Genomic DNA, 20,465 nt, shown 5'->3' with positions numbered 1-20,465 from the left:
GGACTGAAGGACAAGCTGAAAGCGGCGAGGGCGCCGGTGGCGAGTAACGACCGCCGCAACGATATCAGGCGAGTCACCGTTCCTTCATCGCCTCCGACGACACTTCGGCCATTGGCGAGAACAGATATTCTAGGATGCGCCTGCTGCCCGTCTTGATCTCTACCGACACGGCCATGCCCGGGGATAGCGCCACGGAGGTGCCGTCTACGTCGATGCTGTTGACGTCGGGCACAACGGTGATCGGGAACACTAGGTTCTGAACCCTCTGCGCATTACCGATCGGCATTGAGCTCTGTAATTGCTTGTCCGGTTGGCCTTCGAGCTGTTGTGCATCAGGCTCCGGAATGGCATCCGTCGCAACCCGCGTCACTCTCCCCTCAATCACCCCGTAGCGCGTGAACGGAAAGGCCTGAACCTTGATCACGGCTGTCTGACCCGGCGCAACGAAGCCGATGTCCTGGTTGGGCAGATAAGCCTCAATCTCCAGCACCGCATTTTCCGGCACGACCCGCATCAGCTCCGAGCCGGCCATGACCACCTGGCCAACGGTCGTAATGGCGGATGTCTGCACCGTCCCGTTGATCGGGCTTTTGATCGTCATGGCGTCCAGCTTCTTCTGTGCTCGGATGAGCTGCTGCTCCTGTTCGTCGATCTGCCGCTCCGCCTCGGTCTGCTTTTCGACATTCTCCGCGATGAAGGTCTTGATCGCCTTCTCGCCTTCACTGGTCGCAACGGCCAGAGCTGCGGCCGCTTCATCGGCCTGACCGATCTGTTCAGCAAGGTCCGCTTCCGCGCGCTGTTTAGCTTCCATCGCATCGATGACACCGGCGCGCGGGCCGGCGCTCGACTCCATCAGTTGGGAGCGCATCGCCACGCGATCGTCCATGGTGGCGATCAGGTTTTTCTGGGCGGCAACCATGCGATTGAACCGACCAAGCGATGCGAGCTGCTGCCCTCGTTGCGAGGAGAGATTGGCAAGCGACGAGGCCAATTGCTCCAGCGATGACTCGAACTGCGCTACCTCTCGGGTTCTGATGGACAGAGGGATATCCTCTCCGAAGGTAAGTGGCGCCGAAATCGTCCACGAACTTGTCCAGAGGCCGCCACGCTGCCAGGCCTCGACCTGCGCTCTCGCGGTGGTTCGCCTGGTAACCTCGGCGCGAAGCGATCGCAGGCTTGCCAGCAGCGCATCGACCTCTGCCCTGGTCTCCGTCGGATCGAGTTCGACGACGATGTCGCCGGCCTTGACCTTTGAACCGTTGGCGACGGGGATCGCCGCTGTCTTGCCGGTTTCCAGCGACTGGATGACCTTCACCCGTCCCGTCGGCTGCAGTTTGCCCTGGGCGGTCGCGACGATGTCGAACCTTCCGAAGTAACTCCAGACGATCGCCAGGATCACGAAGACGGAGATGAACCAGATGAGGGCGGCCCTGATCGGTGATGCCGGTGTCTCCAGGATCTCAAGGGCAGCTGGCAAGAATGCGGTATGATCGCGCGGCTTGCGCGGTGGCTTCTTCGGCACCTTGGGCGGGCGGACGGTCTGGTTCATGGCTGGACCGGCGCCGTCTGCAATTGCCAAAGATGCGCATAAAGACCGTTCTCGCGGGTCAGCAATGTCTCGTGTGTGCCCTCCTCGACGATACGGCCATCCTTCATGCCGATAATGCGGTCGCAGTGGCGCACGGTCGCCAGACGGTGGGCGATGATGATCACGGTGCGCCCGCGCACGATCTCTCGCATGTTGGCAAGGATGATCCGCTCGCTTTCATAGTCGAGCGCGCTGGTCGCTTCATCGAGGATGAGGATGGGTGGGTTGGTGGCCAGCGCTCTCGCGATCGCCAGCCGTTGACGCTGACCGCCTGAGAGGTTGGCGCCGCGCTCCTCGATGATCGTGTCATAACCGCGCGGCAGCTTCGAGATGAACTCGTCAGCACCGGAAAGCCGGGCCATCTGCATGGCGGCGGCCCGCGACATTGCCGGATTGACCAGGCAGATATTGTCGTGGATCGTCCGGTTGAACAGCATGTTCTCCTGCAGCACCACGCCGATATTCGACCGCAGCCAGGCAGGATCGACTTGGGCGATATCCTGGCCGTCGACGAACACCTGACCGCTGTTCGGGATATAGAAGCGCTGCACGAGCTTGGTGAGCGTCGACTTGCCGGAACCGGACGGCCCGACGATGCCGATCACCTCGCCGGGCCGAACGGCAAAGTTGATATTCTTCAGGACATCCTGCCCTTCGGGCGTATAGCGGAAGTTCACGCCCTTGAAGGCGATCGCGCCTTTCGGCTTCGGCAGGCTGATTGCGACCGCGGGGCGCGGTTCGGCAGGTGCATTCAAAATATCGGACAGCCGGTCGATGGAAACCTGGACCTGCTGGACGTCCTGCCAGAGTTGCGACAATCTCAGGATCGGCTGCGAAACCTGGCCGGCAATCATGTTGAAGGCGACGAGTGCGCCGACGGTCAGTTCCCCATCGATGACGGCCTGCGCGCCGAGGAATAGCAGGGCAGCCGAGGTGATCTTGTTGACGTACTGGATGGCGTTCTGGCCCTTGGCCGCAAGCATGGTCGCGGCGAACGAGGACTGAACATAGGCGGCGAGACGCTCTTCCCATTGCGCCGCCACGACCGGCTCGACGGCGGCAGCCTTCATCGTCTGGATGCCGACCACGGTCTCGACGAGCATCTGCTGGCTATAGGCGCCGCGCTCGAACTTCTCGTCGATGCGGTCCTTCAGGAGCGGACGGATGAGCACACCGATGGCAATATAGACCGGGATCGAGGCCACCACGATCCAGGCGAGTTTCGACGAGTAGGAAAACAGCACCGCGATGAAGACGATGGTGAAGATGAGATCGAGGCCCGAGAACAATCCCTGGCCGGTCAGGAAGGCCCGGATCGTCTCAAGCTCGCGCACCCGGGCGATCGTCTGACCCGTGGCCCTGGTCTCGAAATAGCTCAGCGGCAGATTGAGGAGATGGCGAAACAGGCGGCGCCCAAGTTCCACGTCGATCCGGTTCGTCGTATGCGACAGTGCATAGGTCCTGAGATACTGCAGCACGACGTCGAAGAGGCCAACGGCGGCAAGCCCCACGACGAGGACAATGAGGGTCGAATAGCTGCGATGGGCGAGAACCTTGTCCACGACCACCTGGAAGAATAGCGGCGTGATCAGCGCGAAGATCTGCACGATCAGCGACGCGATCAGAACGTGACCAAAAGCCTGACGGTAACGCCAGATCGCCGGCAGGAACCAGCGCAGACCGAAGCTCTTTGGCGACGCGCCCGGTCCGGAGAAGCGCCGCTGTACAAGGATGAACCGGCCAGCGGTTGCAGTGAGCAGATCCTCCGCAGAAACACTGCGTGCGGAAAAGGCGACGGGGTCAACAAGCCGGAACGTTCCGTCGCCCATCGGGCCGCCGAAGACCGCGAATGAGCCGTCCAAAAGCATGGCAACGGATGGCGCGGGAAGCGAGGCGAGTTTGGCGGCATCGCGGGCCGGTACAATGCGTGCCTTCAGGCCAAGGCTCTTGGCCGCGCGCAGCAGGTCAGTTGCGCCAGATGGACCCGTGACCGCCAGATCTCTAGCAAGTGTGGCCGGCTGAGCTGCAATCCGGAAATACCCAGCAATCGCACACAGAGCCGCAAGCCCGCTGTCGATGATCTCGGCGGTGGCTTCATGCTCTACGGTTTTGGCTGTTTCTGCGACGGCCGGGTCAGCGCTGACGATCACTGACGCTGCCCTGCGCATCGATCGGAGAAACGACGCACATCAATCGATTGTGCGTCGCCATAGTGCAGGCGATCATTTCAACGCTCACGCGGCAACACCATTAGTGTTTTTCAGCCAACCAAGACTTGCATCCGCCACAAGATGGGTCTGCCCGTTCGTTGTCTCGTAGCTGCTTGTGCCTGATATCGAGGAGCCGTCGTCGAATGCTTGGGCGCCTCCTGGATTTGGGATCAAGTTGACGAGCTTGACACCGGCTTCCGACATGGTGAGCAGTTCGCCGGCGTCACTGACCCCGTTCTGGTTGCTGTCGCGCCAGATCCGGAATTCGCTCCAGCGGGCGTCGTTGGCATCAAGAACGTTGTCGTGGTTCGTGTCGAAGACGAGGCGGAGACCGTCGAGATCGGACAGGCCCAAGCTATCGTCCGGGTCAGCCCAACTTGCGAAGGCGAGTTCATGTGCCTGATCGATCAAGCCGTCCGCTCCCGCCACACCGTCAACACCGAGGTCGATGGCAAGGAACCCATCATTCGGACCGACCCAGGCGGTTTCGTCCATTACCCCGTCGCCGTCCCAATCGAAGGACGCGTTTGCGCCGCCATTGCCCAGGTCAAGGGGGCGGAGATCGACATGGCCGTCGCCGTTTAGATCTAGCAGAACTGGATTAGTAAGGTCTTCGTGAACATGGGACTTATCGTCGTAATAGTAGTCTCTGTATCGTGGGTGTCCGTAGGGATCATAATTCGTAACTATAGTATCCCAGCTGTATTGCAAGAGGTAGTCATTATCGGTGTGACTATATACTGACTTCTTACTGTCATCCCTGAAATCCTCCCACCAGACCAACAAATATTTTCCAGATACAAGCTGATAGGAATTTATAGTATAACTATAAGGGGCGACATTATGGGGGTCGTCGTTGTAGTCGTGGTATACCCCGTTGTCGTAGTAATATTGTTCGCGGATCGTCGAGTTTGATCCATCTTGTGTAATTATACTCTTTGACAGGGGCAGGGAGTTCGCCACGTCGTAAGTGTAGTAATACGTGTATCCGTTGTCATTGTGGGTGGTCTGGGCAGTCGGGTTAAGGTTCCCTGCAACATCGTACCATGACTGAATCAAGTTCCATTCCCACGCACCCGCGGGATCATAGTCCTCGCGGTAGCGCGTGCCATTGTCATTGGTCCGATCGTAAATCGTCAACTGCCCGGCAGCATTGTATGTTTGATCGATTTGGCGCCACGACTCCTTGTTGGTCGCGTCGAAGAACTTGGCGCTGACGGGAAGTCCGGCCTGATTTGCGTTCGTGATGCTTAACACTGATCCACTTGCTGCATCATATTTCGTCGTCACTGAGCTTCCGTCAGCAGCAACGATTGTTTGTTCGGTCTTGCGACCAAGTGAATCCGTCGTCGTGCGGGAGGAGAGCGATCCAAGCGCATTGACGATATCGATTACGGTCTTCGTTACGGAACCACCACTGCCAAGATCGACTTTCGTTAGCGTGATCGAGCCATCGATATGTTTGACGGAGGTCTCGGTGTGATCGGTGGTACCGTTGTTATCAGCATCATTGACCAGTTTGGTGATCAAGCCGTCGACACTCGTCGAGATGGTGCCTGTTCCGACGACGGCGTTGGCCGCTGTCGTTTCGGTCACTTTCGTCTCGACCGAACCGTCGATCTGCTGAGTAGACTGCATGGTGACCTCGAAGATGCCGTCACCGTCATAGTCGTAGCGCGTCGTCTTCGTCCTGCCGTCGGCCGATGTCGACGTTTCCAGCTTGGCCGCAATCGCCTGCTTCCAGTAAACGCCGCCGGAGGAGAGATAGGAGGCGTTGCGGGCAGTCGTGTTGTTGCTTACAACGCTCCTTGTATTGCCGAAGAGATCCTTGGTGACCGTCTCGGTTTGGTCGACGATATTGTCGCCGTTGACATCCTTAGTCGTTGTTGTCATCTGGCCGTCGGACGACAACTCGGTCGTCGTGACGGCCGCCACCTTATTGGTCACAAGATCGGTGTCAGTGCTGACCGTCGTGCGACCGCCGTCGGCGCGGATCGTATCGTTTATGATCCGCTGGCGTTCGTTGGTGCCGTTGCCGTCGTAGTCCCAGACGATAGTTGTCTGGCGACCGTCCGCCGAAACCGTCGTGGTAGTCTTGTCGGCAAGCGTGCCGTCTGCTTTGAGATCGGTGATGACGGACGTCTGGACGCCGGTATTGGCGGTCGTTGTCTGCTGGCGCTGATCGACCGTGCCATCGCCGTTGATATCGCGCTCGATCGTTACACGCGCCTTGTCCGCGCTGGTGAGCATAACCGTCTTGTCGGTGAGGACATTGTTCGCGTCGGTGCTGGTAACGGTAACGCGTGTCGCCCCATCGGCAAGCAGCGTCGTCTCCGTCTTCGTCCCCTTGTCACCGAAGGCTGGGCGCGTATCGGTCGTACGAACAACATTGCCGGTTTTGTCGACCGTGGTCACCGACTTGGAGATGACCGAACCGTCCGCTCTGAGGTTGGTTACGGTGCGCACCTTGGTTCCGTCGGCATTCAGCGCGGTAACGTCGTCAGAGGTTTGCGAGTAGGTGCCCGTCCCGGAAGGATCCCACTGCTGGTTGACCGTCAGGCCGTTGGCGCTGGTCGTCGTCATATAGCGGCTGGTGAGGGTGGTGCCGCTGAGGGTTTTCACGTCCTGTGCACGCGATCCATCGGAGTTCAGGGTCGTCGTATCGCTGCGCGACTGATCGATGGTGCCATCGCCACCCTTGTCGAAGTCTGTCTGGATCTGCAGGCCATTGCCGGAGACTGTCGTTGTCAGCTTATTGGCAAGCGCCAGCCCGCCCGTACCGGCAACCGATTCCTGGACGACGGTCGTGCGCACGCCGGTAGCGGCAATCGCGAGGGCGGATGCGATCCGCCTATCGACGGTGCCGTCGCCGTTGGTGTCATAGTCCGCGGTGGTGCTGAAGCCGCTGGCCGAAGTCGTTATCGTCGCCGAACTCTTGACGGTGCCAGTCGAAGTCAGATCCTGGAATTTCTGCTGCTTGGAGCCGTTGCTGGCGATCGTCTCGGTGATGCGTTGATCGATGACGCCGTTGCCGTCGACGTCCTTGGTCGTCGTCTTCAAGACACCATGGGCGTCGGTCGTCGTGATTGTCTTGCTTTCAAGCGACCCATCGGCCTTCAGGTAGGACAGCGTTTCCGTCGTCGAACCATTCTGGGCTAGGACGATCGCATCGGTCATCGAACGCTTCGTAGCGCCGCTCGCATCCGCCCAGCTCGTCGACTTTGTCTTTCCATCCGCCGAGGTGACTATTGTCGTCTTCTCGACGAGCGCATTGTTGGCGTCGAAGCGGGAGAAGACCTCGGTCGTTGCGCCATTTACGCCGACAGTACGCGTGCTCGACGTCGACTCCTCGAAGGTGCCGTTGCCATCGAGATCGGATTTGGTTGTCATGGTGAGGCCATTTGCTGACACCGTCGAAACCGCGCGGCTCGCCAGCGTTCCGTCCGCCTTGTAGGTTTCGACGGTGTCGGTCAGCAGGCCGTTTGTCGCGACAGACACTGTCTCCTTGCGATCGTTGGAGCCATCGCCATCGATATCAAATGTCGCCTGGCTGGACTTGCCGTCGGCGCTGACCGTGGTGACCGACTTGCCGATTAGGCTCGCATCGGCCGCGGTGACAGTATTCGTCTGCGTCGTCGAACCGTCGCTGTTGAGCGTCTTGGTCGACAGCGTGCTGCGTTCGAAGCTGCCGTCGCCATTGGCGTCAACGTCGCTGCGCACCTGCAGGCCATTGCCGCTAGTCACGGTTCTGGTCTGGCTGGAGAGAGTGCTGTCAGCGCTCTTCGTCGTCACCGTCTGCGTGCGAGAACCATCGGTTCCGAGCACGGTGGTGTCCTGAATGAGAATATCGAAGGTGCTGTCGCCATTCAAATCGCGCTTGGTCAGGATGGAAAGCTTGTTGCCGCTGGTCTCTATAGAGTCCAGGCTAAGCACGGTGTTATTGCTGGATTTCACATAGTGGGAATCCGTCCTGGTTCCGTTGGACCAAAAGGACGTGAGGTCTTGGACCACACTGTCCATGATGCCATCGTTATTCAGGTCGCTGCTCGTCAGAGTGGCGAGGCCGCTCGCAGTGACAGCCGTCGCCGTCTTGCTGATCACGGTACCATCGGCCGCGAAATTACGGGTGTAGGAATCCGTGTTGCCGCCGACATATTTGGTGCTGCTGACAATCTTGTCATAGACCCCGTCGCCATTGGCGTCGGTGTTGACCGTCGTTACTTGGCGGTTTGCGGCAGTGACGGTATAGACTTGGCTGAACAACGTTCCGTCGCCGCTTGTGGTCTTCACCGTCTCCGTGCGCGTGCCATCGGCGAGCAGGCTGAGCGTATCGCTGCTGCGCAGATCGATGACCCCGTCGCCGTTGCTGTCGGTCGTGACCGTCTGCGTGAGGCTGTCGGCCGAGGTGATAGTGATCGTCTTGTTCAGAAGAGTGCTGTTTGCGCTCTTCGAATAAGATGTCTCGGTCTTGCCGCCGTCGGCATTGGCCGTGGTTGAAGCGACATAGAGGAGCTCGGCCGTGCCGTCCCCGTCTGCATCAGTGTCTATCGTTTGTGCGAGTCCGTCGGGAGACGCGAGGCTTGACACCTTGGAAACGAGAGAGCCGTCCGCATTCAGAACGCTGACGACCTGATTCTTATAGCCGGCGGCATTGGTACTGAATGCTGTTAGGTGGTCGGCGACGCCATCGCCGTCGGTATCGGCGGTTTCGGTTATCGTCTTGCCGTCGGCGCTTCTGGTCGTCACGACCTTCGAAAGCAGGCTGTCATTAGCAGCTGTTTGTTGAACCGTCTGCGTTACCGCTCCGTTCGTGCCGACCACAGTGACGTCGCTTTCGACCAGGTCATAGATACCGTCGCCGGTCTGGTCGGATGAGGTCGTTGTGGAGCGCCCGTCGGCCGATGTCGTCATGACCTCCTTGCCTCGGAGCGTGCCGTTGCCGTTATAGACGGAGGTCGCAACCGAGATGTCGCCCGACGATCCTGTCGTCGTCAGTGACACCCTCTTCGTATCAACGGTGCCATTGCCGTCTTCATCTTCCGTCACCGTACTGGTCTTGTTATCGGCGCTGGTAACGGTAATCGTGCGGCTGAGAAGCTTGCCGGCCGAGCTCTTGTCATCGACGGTCTTGGTTCGGGAGCCATCGCTGCCGACTACGGTCGTCTCGGTGATGATGTCCTCAACCGTGCCGTTAGCATCCACGTCGACGGACGTGGTCTTCGTCAAGCCGTTGGCGCTGGTGTCGACCTTGGTCCTCATGATGACCGTGCCGTTGATGCTGAGTTTCTCGGTCGTGGTCGTATTCGATCCGTCAGCATTGCGGACGTAGGTTTGCCTTTGATCGGCAACGCCGTCGCCGTCATCGTCCAGGGTGGTCGTCACCGTCAGATGATCGGCGCTGGTGACCGTCGTGGTGCGATCCGCAAGCGATCCGTCGGTATTAAAGTTCGAAACGGTCTTCGTCCGCACACCGGCAGCATCGACAACAAGGACATTGTTCTGCGAGCGATCGAACGTGCCGTTGCCGTCATCGTCGAACTGCGTCTGGATACTTTTCCCATCGGCGCTTGTGGTTACGACGTTGCGGAAGGCGAGGCTGCCGTCGGAATTGTAGGCGAGGATCGTCTTCTCGATCGAATTGTCAGCCTTTGTGGTGCTGGTCGTCTTGACGATATAGGCATCGTTATCGTTCGCCAGCCTGGCGTCGCCGACGGTACCTGTTGTGCCATCGGCGCGGGTGAACGTGGTTGTTCCGGTGATGGTGGACCCATCTTCGAACGTCTGACCACTGCCGGTCGGCGTTAGGTCGATCGAGGTAATGCCGAGACTGTCTAGGGTTACCAACTGCCCGTTGACTTCCACCCGGAACTTTGACCATTGCGCGTCGCCCGCGTCGAGCTTGCCGTTGCCGTTAGTGTCGAAGATATGTTTCAGCGCCTCAAGATCGCTCGTCGCCGTAGAATCCCATTCACTAAAGGCGAATTCGCTTGACCGGCTGATCTTACCGTCACTGTCGGCGTCAAGAACAAGGACACCGGTGCCGGCTCCCGCCCAGGCGGTACGATGTTGGTAGCCATCGCCGTTGAGATCCAGGAATTTGGAGGAGGTTGACAATGTCTCGACGCTTAACCCGGTGCCGCTCAAATCGAGGAGAACAGGTCTCCGAGACGAGCGCGTCTCAGCCTGTTCGCGACGCTGGTCCTGGATGTTTCCTCGGGACGAAGAAGATTTTGAAGGAGCGCGCTCCTGACCCGCATAAGTCTGCGGAGTGCTCCGGGACCTTGTCGTCGAATTGCGCTCATCTCGCTCAGTTGGGGAAAGGCCACCATTTGATCTCGACGGGGTTTGTGAATAACCACCGGATTGTCGAACCGACAACTGCTCCCGCCGTTGTGTCTGGATGTTGGGCGCCTCTGAAACGCGGGGTATGGGCCTCGGTGTAAAGTTAGCGGCGCGTTCATCCCGTGCTTCAATTGACAGCGCGGATCTCAAGTCGGCCGCAAGTACGGCCGCCGCGCGCTCATCCCGTGCTTCAATTGACAGTGGGGCCCTCTGGGAAACCGCGAGTGCCGGTGCTATCTGAAATCCACCCCAATCCTCGGGATGCATCTGCTCCTTGGGGGTATCCCATCCAGTCCAATCAACGAGGGTGTCCGCAAATTTCTGTTGAAGTGATGTAGCATCATACGCCCATTGCGGGTTGGGGCGGGTATGAAGCACTTCCGGGCTCCACACCGATGTAGGGTTTGCGGCAGCGCCATAGAAAAACGGTTCATTGACGGGGTCACCAGAAATGACGGTTTGCGAGACGGAGATGCTGTAGCCCAAGGCGCGAATATTTGTTCCATTATAACGCAGGTGCCCTCCAAACGATACTCTGGTGGTTAAACCCAGCCCGTCCCCACTCAGCACAGGGCCAGCGAAGCCTGAGATATAGCCAGTCGCATTGGTTTCTGTGCGAGCGAAACCAATCCCGAACCCCTTTGGGGCGCCTGTTTCGGGATCGAACAGTCCGAGTGCGCCGAAATTGCCCGCTGTAACTTGCACTGAACTAGGCCAGCCAATCTTTGAAACGGGAAAGGAGGCCGTAACCGAAACAGCCCCCCATCGCCCGTTGTAGGCATGCACGAATTGCCCTTTGGCTGAAAATCCCCAACTTGAATTCGTATATTCCTGATCACTCAACAAGCTCTTAATGTCCATATTATCACCTGTTCAGATAAGATGAAATTTACTTCGACAAGAGAATTGTCGAAAGCGAAATCAGCAGCACCAAAAACAATACAATAAGAAACGGCCTACCATACAAGACCCTAGATCTGTTTGTAACAAGATCCCTCTCATCGGTCGACTCTCCCTTATACATCTTGGATCCAATATTACTGTCTAAATCGAAATTCCAATTATTTTTTTTATAAAATATAATTTCTCTAGTTTCTTGAATTATGAGAAATAAAAATGGAAACAACAATATTATCGCGGCACCAACGAAGCCATCTACATTAAGATATTTAGCTGCTGAATGCATATTCTTCCCTTTAGATGACGTCATATCGTGATGATAAACCAAGAAAGACAAGTCTTCAGCTATTTTTGAGACTATTGTCTGCTTTGCTGCGGCTCACTCGCCAAAGAGTCCTTTTCTACCTAAGCAGTCCGAGTTCGCGGGCCACCAACGTCAATCCCTGCCCCCAGCGGCATCCGGTCGACGCAACTGCTAATCACCGAAACTTGCGAGAGCCCCCACCTCAAACGTGAGCAGTTGTTTTCTTAACCTTAAGTTTATCTGTTTCAAAAAATTCGCTCCCGCACAAGGGTGCCGTAAGCTTTATTCAACAAAAAGCTGCATTAAAGCGCCCGAACATGCCCGAAGCTGCGCGCCAATTGGCTCGCCTCTCTTGGTTAAAATTCTTTTTACCTTAACTATTGGGAATTACGGTAGTTATTGGGTCGTGAGATTGCAGCATCGCTTTCCGTTGCCTCCCGCGGGCGGAATTTACTATTATCGGTGGTAGTAATAAGCACATTGATTTACTGGACCGCGCAGTCCCACTTTGCGAAATAGTTGGAACTAACGTTTCCGAAAATTCGCCATTAAGAATCACCTGATGTAGTAGCTACATCACCCGCAAATCTGCGACGATCCCCATGCTGTAACCTATCCGAGGCTTTATTCATTTACGCACATTCGAACGCGTTTATTGATCCAGCAGTTACCTTCCTGCCTGAGTTCTCCGAGGTCGCCGTTCATATGTCCTGCGAAGCGAATTTCATTCCAAATAGCAGACGCTCGACCTTTTCCTTCATCGCTTATACGAACACTGTAACCGTTGGCCCACATCTCGCGATCGGTGCTGCATGGCAGGTCGGAGCCGTCACGGCCGCGGAGGACCTGCCGTTCATCACATGCGACCGCCCAGCCGCTTCCATTTGACCGGTAGCGTGCCTTTTTTCGGTTTAAGCCGGCAAGACGGTAACCCCAACCGGATCGAGCATCATCAGCTGAGCTGTCGCCGCCCTCCATCGTCTCCTGGTGTAGTTCCGCAAATGTTCTTGGAACGTCCAAGTTGCACCGCAAAGCTCTAATGTGAACGTTCCAGTACACCCGCACGATCGACCAGTAGGAGAGATGTCGCTCAATCCAGGAGCGCTGCGGAACTTCCTGATGATGACTCGTCTCTGCGGTCATCATTAGGAGGCATAAAGGAACGGGAAGGTCGGTATTCTTCCCGATCCCAGCCACACTCGCTAACCTCCGCAGGAAAACGAAGGTGGCGCCGAACCCATATCAGAATACCTGTAGTTGGCAACAGCCAAAATGCTGATCCCTACCTCATCGCCGGGCGCGCGCTACCATGATCAATCTGAGGTGAAATGCTGTACTTCGATTGACGCTAGGAATGTCAAAAAAGTAAAGAGCAGCAAGACACCCGAGGTCGCATACAGCGTGGCGGTCACGCTCACCTCATGGCCAAAACCCGCAACATGACCAATCGTTGATACGACTGCTGCTGCCAGCGCAACGACGGTCGCCAGACCTAGAAAAAGCTCGACGGCACAAGGCCATCGATCACACGGTCTGTAACGGAGTTTCTATCGTTCATGTCTGAACCCCACGCTTATGGGTAACGTGTCTCCAAACGCATTATCGCGCGAAAGCTAGCGAGAGACAACTGAAAATAGTATGTTGGGACTGACACGTTATGATGGGGTAAGGCAGAGGCATGATCCCTGTGCTGATCGGGCCGCACCTCGGTATGCGCTGTAGATCTGCGCTGCAATGTGAAATGCCCTCCTATACGCGAGGAGAGAAGAACAGCGCGGCGCTGGCAGTGCGAGGGGAGGTCGCAAAATGACGAAAGATCGGGTTTCCCCGCTCGGTCGGATCTCTTAGTGGCGAATTGAAAAGGGTGCCTCCCGGTCAGGGAGAGACACCCTTTTCGTGCTGAGTTCGCGTCATCAGCGGGACAGAAACTAGCGGACGAACCACGGTGTGCAATCGGACCAAAGTCAGACGCCAGTTTATTTGGCGCTTTCGGCCAGGGCGAATGATATCCGTAAAATGTCGGAGAAATGCAGCCTGACACCCGTGGAAAAAAAGAGCCCGCCGAAGCGGGCTAGTTTTTCTGGGGGGAGTTCACAGGGATTGGATAGCACAGCGATGGCCATAGAGGGCACTGTTGGAGACAGTCTCGCCGCACGATCCCATGTCAAACTACAGTGGCGCCCCGTTTGTTCCGGTTCACCGCCCATTTCTTTCTTTAAGCCTCTGATAGTGCTCTTCAGCCAGTCGGCACGCCTCTCGTGCGGTGTCCGCCCATCCTTGTTGCGGCATGATCCGTTGCAGCACCCATGAGGCAAAGCCACCGTTCCAGCGCCATAAGTGCTCTTTGCCAGAGGTCGTGGTGTCGAGCCGAACGCGGCCGACGAGGTCATCCCCTTCATAGCCGCAAAAATCCTGTTTGCCTTCGCCAGGCCACGTTTCTCGCCATTTGTATTTCGGCTGATACACGTGTCAGGCTGAATTGGCGGAGAGCGGCATCAAGACACGTGGCCTTCGTCCTTGGCCAGGCAATAGAAGTCGGCAAAAGCGAGATCGATGTCACCCCTGAACGTGAATTTCATCGGCTCGGTAATGCCGATCTCTCCGTCGCGATGGCATACGCCGCACGCTCGATTAGTCTCTCTGTCGATCGCGATGGTGAAGCTTCCTACTGGAACGCAAGATGCCATGTCGACAGTACCGGCTGTATAGAATTCAAACTTTCCATGCCCTTCTGTTGTCACGAGCAAAGCGGGACCGCGGCGGCCTAAAGCCCCGACCAGAACCGCACGAATGTCGGGATGGATCTGGTCGATCGTCAAAGGTTCTGGTGGCGTCCAGTAGGTGCCCGTCGGATCTTCATACTCTTCGCATGAAATGTCGCTCGGCAGATTGCTCATAGCCGTCGTCCTATGTTCGAAGTGGTGCAGTTCTTCAAAGGCAGGCCGCGCAGCGCTCTTCGGTGTCGAAACTAGGAGGCGGCTGCGCGGCCCGCTCACCTTGCAAGGTGTTCTTATTATGTTCTCGTTTTTGCAGGAGTCAAGCGCATCTGATTCCTAGAACAGACCCTTACGCTTCAGGATTTTCAACGCCGCCTCGACCTCGGCATTCGCTTCCATCATCAGCGCTTCATTGTCGGCAAGTTCGATGAGGGAGACTAGAGCTTCCTGAGGGCGCCATCCCGCCTCTACGGCGTTTTCGATCAGCTCTTTGAAGGCCACGTGCATCGCATCCTGGCATTGTAGAAAACGATCCGGATGGTTCTCGGATACTTTTGGCGATGGGATCTTGCTCATGGGGCGGATCTGGAGTCGTAAGGTCCACCGTCAATAGACGACACTCATCCCTGAGCTCGAAGACGCCTCGCCGCATGACGAAAAGATGCGGCATACTTCCTATAAGGGGCTACGGATAGATTGGGATAACGAAGCGGTTTATCGGGCGAAGTAGAACTTTCCTCGCTTGGTCGTCTGCGTGACGTCGGGTTCGCATAAGATGCGAACGAAAATGCCGCCGATATCTACGTCATTGCCACGAGCATAGAGGTCAGCGAACCGAAAGCCGGGAAGGGATGTCAAAACGTCCACGCCATCCTTCGGCTCTATCTCTCTCACATTGCCATTGTCGTCTTGGTAAGCGCATACATCGTCTGGGAACTGCATCTGCACCATCGGTCGCAGGGCCAACGGAGGTTCCAGATCCAGCATGGTGTGGATCGGATAGCGCCGCTTCCATTCTTGCAGGGCTCTTTCCACATTGTCGGTCGGTGGTTCGATATCGATCAAAATATCTAGGTCGCGAGTATGGGTGTCGGTATAATGTTCCCGGGCCTGGCCACCGATGACAAGAAAGCGCGCTTCGTGCTCGACCAAGAGTGCAAGGAACCGGCGCTGATAATCGTTGAGCATTCATCTTTCCTAAAGCTGAACAGTCAGATTATAGGCGTTCCACCAAAGAGATCACAATTAACCCGAGCTCCAACGTTGGGTGGACACAGGTCGACTCGCTGGAGTTAGTCCTCATCCACTACTGCGATTGCCTCCAGCTTCTCAATAGCGCGTCTTGCCAGTTGCTCCTTGGCGCCGAGATAATGAGCATCCAGGATCTGCGCTACATCCCGCATTGAATGTCCGGTGATCGCGCCGATTTCGGCCGCCGTACAGCCCGCAATGGCCAGACGCGTGACGACGGTTCCGCGCAGATCGTGGAAAGTCAATCCTTCGATGCCGGCCGCTGCGCAAGCCCGGCGCCAACTGGTGTCGAAGCCGGCTGACCTCCATGATGTGCCTTTCGAATTCACGAGGATCGTTTCAGCGGGCCGTGGCGCCTTGTCTAGTGCAGTCCGTAGTGCAACGGTCGCCGGGATGACGAGCCTCGCCGCCGTCTTGCTCTGCTTAAAGCGGATGACTTCACCATCGTAGGCGCTCCACTTGACCGCTAGCAGATCTCCTTTTCGTTGGCCGGTGGCCAACGCCATCGTGATGGCCAGACGAAGCGCCGGCGATGCGACGGTATTGAACTTCTCAACGTCGCCTTCGCTCCAAATGTTTTCACGGCGATCGGCGCTATAAAGCCTACCGCCGCGCTCAGCGATGTTGGTCGACAGCAGTCCGCGGTCTTTGCCAAACGACAGAACGCGCGCAAGAGTGGTCCACGCATAGTCAGCGGCACGAGGATGCTCTGCATAGCCATCCCGCCAGGATTTAAGCTTTCCTCGAGTGACCTTCGACTCCAGTTCAGGAAACGTGAGATCGCCAAACATGGCGCGTACATCGTCGAGATAGCGGTCGTATTCCCGCCGGCTACGGGCCGCCTTCGATTTGAAGTCTGAAGAGCCGCGGAAAGCCGTGATTAAGCCTGCCATTGTCGTTGGCGTTGGGGTTCGTCGCTGTTCGTGTGCGGCGATGAAGGCTGCAGGCAAAGCCGGGTCGTCGGGCTGTATCGGCGATCCGTCCTTGTGCTTCAGAAGATGAGCACCCTTGCTGCGCCATGGATAGCAATAATAGACGGTTTGACCGTCGGCTAACGTCTTGCGGACCTTGGTGAGGCCTTTGAGGCGAGGGGTTGTCGTCATTTGCTGGCTCTAGCGTGCGCACGCCGGGCCTTTCGAAGCATCGCTAACGCCTGATCGCTTGTCACGACTGCGCTCTTCACGATCACTTCTCGCTTATCGGCATTGGTTTCTTCCTTCAGTAGCCGCGGAATGTCCTCCACGGAGACCAACATTGATCGGCCAATCTTCTTGGCGACGCCGAGGCGTTTAGCTTTCTCCCACACGGTTCGGGCCGTGATGCGGACGCCGGTCGACTCCGTGATGCGCTCGGCGATCTGTTGCGGAGTGCGAAGGTTGTCCAGGAGGTCGGTCACGTTCGCACCATCCAACCTTTCTTCTTCGCTAAGCTCTCAATTCGCCGACGTTCCCTGCGCTCCGCCGTCCAGTACTCCGGATCACGATTTGAATGATCGAGCGGTTCCAAGCCTTCCCACTTTTTCAGCTCTGCCTTCGTCGCCTCTCGCAGAACTCGATTTTTCTCATTGGTCGCCTCCCATCTTTTGCGGCCCGGGCCTTTTTTCTTTGCGGTCAGCTTCTGGAGAGATTCGTAAAGCCTGAAATCAGAGATGTACGCCTTTGCAGGCGCGGGCTTTTGCGATTTCGCGGGTTCGCGGAGAACCTCCCATAGCCCCAAAAGGTCGGCCTCTGAGAAGAGGTAGTCGCGTCCTCGTCGCGAGCACAGTCCGTACTCCTTGGCCAATTTGATGACGCCACGATTGGTAAGTCGCAAGCGTTCAGCCGCCTCGGCCGCGGTGTAAATGGTATCGAGCGGAATGGTTGGAGCCATTGGCACATCCACAAATGAGAAGATATCGCCACCGGCACGGATGCCGAAAGCTTATTGATCCTCTTTATGTGGTGGGTAGGCGGGAGAGCCTTTGCGGATTGGTGGGCCGCAGTTAGAAGCTATTGAAGCAAATTAGTCCGGTCAAGACAGCTATGCGTTGCCATCGACGTCGCCATCTTCATCAAGATCGTGAACCGGCAAATACGTGTTCTTCTCCAACCATTCGCGGACGATGAAACGGATGGTGTCATTGCGCGTTAGACCGAACTCGCCGGCAAGATCGCGCAACGCTTCTTCGATATCGTCGTCCATGGATACGGCTGCGGCGTTTCGCAGCCTAAGCGCTGCCCGGCGCAGCATGATCTGAAGATCTGGCCTCGATATATCCGCGATCCGATTGGCGGCGTCTTCAAGGAGCGTGGCTGTGTCGGTGTTGGACATGCATCAACCTCGAAATATCGCGGCGATTCGCTGGACGTCCCCATGCCTGATTTCCTCTGAGATCGGCTCGCCGTTGTTGATGCGAAACCACTCTACGGCTGCCCTAACTCGCTCGCCAGTCGGGCCATCGTAAGTGCCAAGTCTGCCGATCCATTCCCGCACGGTCTCGCGCTCCATTTGGCCGGCTTTATAACGGTCGTGAACAGTTCTAGCGGAAGCTAAGAGGTCCGGAATGCTGTTCAATGTACGACTCCCAGACTTCAACCACCGGCGCCAGGAGGCGCATCGTTCGTCAAGTGTTCTTCGTATTGCACGGTCTGCGATTCATTGACGTCGATCGATGCTCCAGTCGGAGCGGCAAGCCGAACGCCGGGCCCACCAGAACCGGAGTAGTTTCCATCGATGAAACGGATGCCGGCAGTTTCGAGCGCAGACTTTATAGCGTGAAGTGTGCTGACGCGGGGATCCGTGTCGCCACGCTCAATGTTCTTAACGCTCATCTCCGACAGCCTCGCGGCAGTGGCAAGCTCGGTTTGCTTCCAGCCAAGAAGGGCCCGGGCGGCCCGAATTTGTGCGTTTGTAATCACGCCCTTAGATACATTGTAGCAGCCGTAAAGGCAATGAAAATAGACTCCAGGGTTATTTTTTTGCTTGACGGTTTCAATGATAACCGCTAGGGTTATTTTCGTTGACCCCACAGATAACGAGGATCCAGCCCATGCTAGCCGCCATGAACAAAATCGACAGAAACAGCCTGCCGCGTTCGCTCATCGGAAGAAGAAGACGCTTCTTCAACCCCGCATACGAGTTCGATTTTGAAATTGGGCAAACCGTGTTTTTGGTCTGCACTGGCGAAGAGGCCATCATATCTGGCCGCATGCAGGTCGTGGGCTGCGAAGACGAGTACGCTATCCAGATCGTCGGCGCCCGCTGCAAGCCATTGCGCGTATTCGCGCAGGAAATCAGCGACGACCCATCGCGCTGCCTATAGTTTCCATCCCGTCGCCTCTGAGCAGGCACGGGTAAGCGGCAAGAGCTTGAACACTCTTGCCGGCTGGCCGGCGGCTGTTGCTTCACAACGGCAGTCGCCGGCTCCTATCAGCCGATGGCGGTCGGCTGACGCTGGCCGTTGGCATCTTCCGCAGTGCCGACGGCCAGACCAAATTACCAAGGCCACCACAAGCGCGCCCTTCGGTCTCACCAGCCGGAGGGCAAACTGTTTGTGAGGTGCGGTTATCCACAGGAGTCGAACCTAAGAAAACGTGTTTCAAAAGTGGGGAGGGGAAGTGGGGAAGAAAGCGCCTGCTTCGGAATATTCAACGAAAACAGGCGCTTATCTTCAAATATGGCTCCCCGGGCCGGATTCGAACCGGCGACCTGTCGATTAACAGTCGAATGCTCTACCGCTGAGCTACCAGGGATCACCGCTTGGCCGCGGCGTGAGCGGGGTAATACAAATGCTTTCCCGATTTGCCAAGCAGTTTTTTCAAAAAAATGAAATCAGCTTGTATTCGCGGCGCTTGAGCCCATCTTTTGTGGATGACTAGCAGGAAAAATGGGCCGAAAAAGGCCGGAGAAAAACGTTTCGGGATCGATCACAAGGATGGCAAGCTGGTTCTCGGCTCGCTGCGGGTGCCGATGCCGCGCTCGCGCATCGCACGCATGACGACCGGAGCGCTGCTCATTTTCGGCGGCATTCTGGGCTTTTTGCCTGTCCTCGGGTTCTGGATGCTGCCGCTGGGCTTCCTCGTCTTATCCCACGACCTGCCGATAGCACGCAGATGGCGGCGACGCGTCGCGGTCTGGTGGCATCGCCGAAAGCGCCCTGCGTGAAGTCGCCAAGGAAGCCATAACCGACCATGCCGACGACGGGCGCTGATTGAACTGCCTGCCGGTAGATCGGCGCACTGCGGTTGCGCGGTGGTGGGCACCATCACTGCGGAAAGACGGCGGGCCTTTCGCCAGAGGCGGGAGAGGTCGTGCCCGACTCTGTGATCTCCGACAGGTGGATTGGCAGTTCGCCATTTTCCTCAAGCGCCGTCGCCGTAATCACGAGTGTGCCGACGAGAATGATCAGCAGCTTCACCGCATTGGGGCTGAGGTTGGCTTTCCGCCACCAGCCGGTCTGAATACGCGAAGGCTCGAGGTAATATTTATAGTAAAATTCCGGATCGCTGGTTTCGACGAGATTGTCATAGATATGCGACGGCACTCCGACATGCCGGACTGGGCGGCGGCCGGCGAATTTGGCATGAAGAACCTGGGTTTCTGGATCGTAGGATACGGCGCGGATCTGTTTGGAATTCAACGGCACCCAATTCATCTCTGCTCCTGTCTCTCCCACAGGCAGCATGGAATGACGATTCTGAAAGTCAAGTTAAGAATTCGTTACTAATGTTTGAGGTGATATTTCGATTTATCTAATATAATGGAAGTGAGGGCGTTGTTGCGATCGCAGATCGCACCTCCTGGATGAATATAAGTGATAGGCTAAACTCATTGAGATATGCCTATTGTGCAATTCGGATAGCCTGGAGGCCTGTCTGAGCAGCTGTTAGCCTAATTGTTGTTCAACCGAGCGCGAATTTCCAGCAGAATGGGTCTTTTATCATCAGCTATGCGTGCGGCTGTCGCGGCGCCCTTCGAGACTGGATCGGCCCTTGTTCTATATGCGCTGGATGTGGCCGGAGTTTGAAATTGCAGGAAATGTTTTTGGAAAGCCCTCTTGCGATTTCCTTACGATCATTCTAAACGCTCGCCACGGCTAACATGACAGCCTGTGAGGCCTCGTGGCGGAGTGGTGACGCAGAGGACTGCAAATCCCTGATAAATGCAATAGAATC

General features: G+C 56.9%; 14 protein-coding genes and 1 tRNA gene. 2 read left to right on the top strand and 13 right to left on the bottom strand.

Annotation, left to right across the window (positions count from 1 at the left end; genetic code table 11):
• Positions 1 to 73: 73 nt before the first annotated feature.
• The 11 genes from AB4Z13_RS16270 to AB4Z13_RS16220 form a co-directional block, all read right to left on the bottom strand.
• Positions 74 to 1,549 (bottom strand): HlyD family type I secretion periplasmic adaptor subunit, encoded by a 1,476-nt coding sequence (locus AB4Z13_RS16270; RefSeq protein WP_442206340.1) that lies wholly within the window; start codon positions 1,547 to 1,549, stop codon positions 74 to 76.
• Positions 1,546 to 3,669 (bottom strand): type I secretion system permease/ATPase, encoded by a 2,124-nt coding sequence (locus AB4Z13_RS16265; protein WP_442206361.1) that lies wholly within the window; start codon positions 3,667 to 3,669, stop codon positions 1,546 to 1,548. The genes AB4Z13_RS16270 and AB4Z13_RS16265 overlap by 4 nt, the downstream gene beginning before the upstream one ends.
• Before the next feature lie 153 nt (positions 3,670 to 3,822).
• Positions 3,823 to 9,912, bottom strand: a complete 6,090-nt coding sequence (locus AB4Z13_RS16260) for a hypothetical protein (protein ID WP_442206339.1) — start codon at positions 9,910 to 9,912, stop codon at positions 3,823 to 3,825.
• A gap of 3,927 nt (positions 9,913 to 13,839) precedes the next feature.
• Positions 13,840 to 14,241: a hypothetical protein gene (locus AB4Z13_RS16255; RefSeq protein ID WP_442206338.1), complete on the bottom strand. Its 402-nt coding sequence runs from the start codon at positions 14,239 to 14,241 to the stop codon at positions 13,840 to 13,842.
• A 156-nt stretch (positions 14,242 to 14,397) separates the two neighbouring features.
• Complete coding sequence (locus tag AB4Z13_RS16250) at positions 14,398 to 14,562, bottom strand: hypothetical protein (RefSeq protein WP_442206337.1); 165 nt, start codon at positions 14,560 to 14,562, stop codon at positions 14,398 to 14,400.
• Positions 14,563 to 14,775: 213 nt separating this feature from the next.
• A complete protein-coding gene (locus AB4Z13_RS16245) occupies positions 14,776 to 15,249 on the bottom strand; it encodes a hypothetical protein (RefSeq protein ID WP_442206336.1) in 474 nt (157 codons plus the stop codon).
• 104 nt (positions 15,250 to 15,353) lie between these two features.
• Positions 15,354 to 16,415 carry a tyrosine-type recombinase/integrase gene (locus tag AB4Z13_RS16240; RefSeq protein ID WP_442206335.1) on the bottom strand — a complete coding sequence of 354 codons (1,062 nt, stop codon included), beginning with the start codon at positions 16,413 to 16,415 and terminating at the stop codon, positions 15,354 to 15,356.
• Positions 16,412 to 16,708: a hypothetical protein gene (locus AB4Z13_RS16235; protein ID WP_442206334.1), complete on the bottom strand. Its 297-nt coding sequence runs from the start codon at positions 16,706 to 16,708 to the stop codon at positions 16,412 to 16,414. Before AB4Z13_RS16235 ends, AB4Z13_RS16240 begins: the two co-directional genes overlap by 4 nt.
• Positions 16,705 to 17,181 carry a hypothetical protein gene (locus tag AB4Z13_RS16230; RefSeq protein WP_442206333.1) on the bottom strand — a complete coding sequence of 159 codons (477 nt, stop codon included), beginning with the start codon at positions 17,179 to 17,181 and terminating at the stop codon, positions 16,705 to 16,707. Before AB4Z13_RS16230 ends, AB4Z13_RS16235 begins: the two co-directional genes overlap by 4 nt.
• A gap of 150 nt (positions 17,182 to 17,331) precedes the next feature.
• Positions 17,332 to 17,622, bottom strand: coding sequence for a CopG family transcriptional regulator (locus tag AB4Z13_RS16225; RefSeq protein WP_442206332.1), 291 nt, complete (start codon positions 17,620 to 17,622; stop codon positions 17,332 to 17,334).
• Between the two features lie 260 nt (positions 17,623 to 17,882).
• A complete protein-coding gene (locus AB4Z13_RS16220; RefSeq protein ID WP_442206360.1) occupies positions 17,883 to 18,209 on the bottom strand; it encodes a helix-turn-helix transcriptional regulator in 327 nt (108 codons plus the stop codon).
• Between the two features lie 131 nt (positions 18,210 to 18,340).
• On the opposite strand from AB4Z13_RS16220, the gene AB4Z13_RS16215 reads away from it, so the two are divergent.
• The gene (locus AB4Z13_RS16215; protein ID WP_442206331.1) at positions 18,341 to 18,613 is read left to right on the top strand and encodes a hypothetical protein; all 273 of its coding nucleotides are present in this window, start codon (positions 18,341 to 18,343) and stop codon (positions 18,611 to 18,613) included.
• 355 nt (positions 18,614 to 18,968) lie between these two features.
• On the opposite strand, the gene AB4Z13_RS16210 is transcribed toward AB4Z13_RS16215, so the two are convergent.
• A tRNA-Asn gene (locus AB4Z13_RS16210) sits at positions 18,969 to 19,043 on the bottom strand.
• Between the two features lie 118 nt (positions 19,044 to 19,161).
• Between AB4Z13_RS16210 and AB4Z13_RS16205 the strand changes: the two genes are divergently transcribed.
• The gene (locus AB4Z13_RS16205; protein ID WP_037106437.1) at positions 19,162 to 19,455 is read left to right on the top strand and encodes a membrane protein; all 294 of its coding nucleotides are present in this window, start codon (positions 19,162 to 19,164) and stop codon (positions 19,453 to 19,455) included.
• A gap of 100 nt (positions 19,456 to 19,555) precedes the next feature.
• On the opposite strand, the gene AB4Z13_RS16200 is transcribed toward AB4Z13_RS16205, so the two are convergent.
• Positions 19,556 to 19,945, bottom strand: coding sequence for a KTSC domain-containing protein (locus AB4Z13_RS16200; RefSeq protein ID WP_439014821.1), 390 nt, complete (start codon positions 19,943 to 19,945; stop codon positions 19,556 to 19,558).
• Positions 19,946 to 20,465: the final 520 nt, after the last annotated feature.

The sequence above is a fragment of the Rhizobium sp. YAF28 genome (assembly GCF_052113285.1).
Classification (GTDB): domain Bacteria; phylum Pseudomonadota; class Alphaproteobacteria; order Rhizobiales; family Rhizobiaceae; genus Rhizobium.
This window is presented reverse-complemented; position numbering and strand designations above follow the sequence as displayed.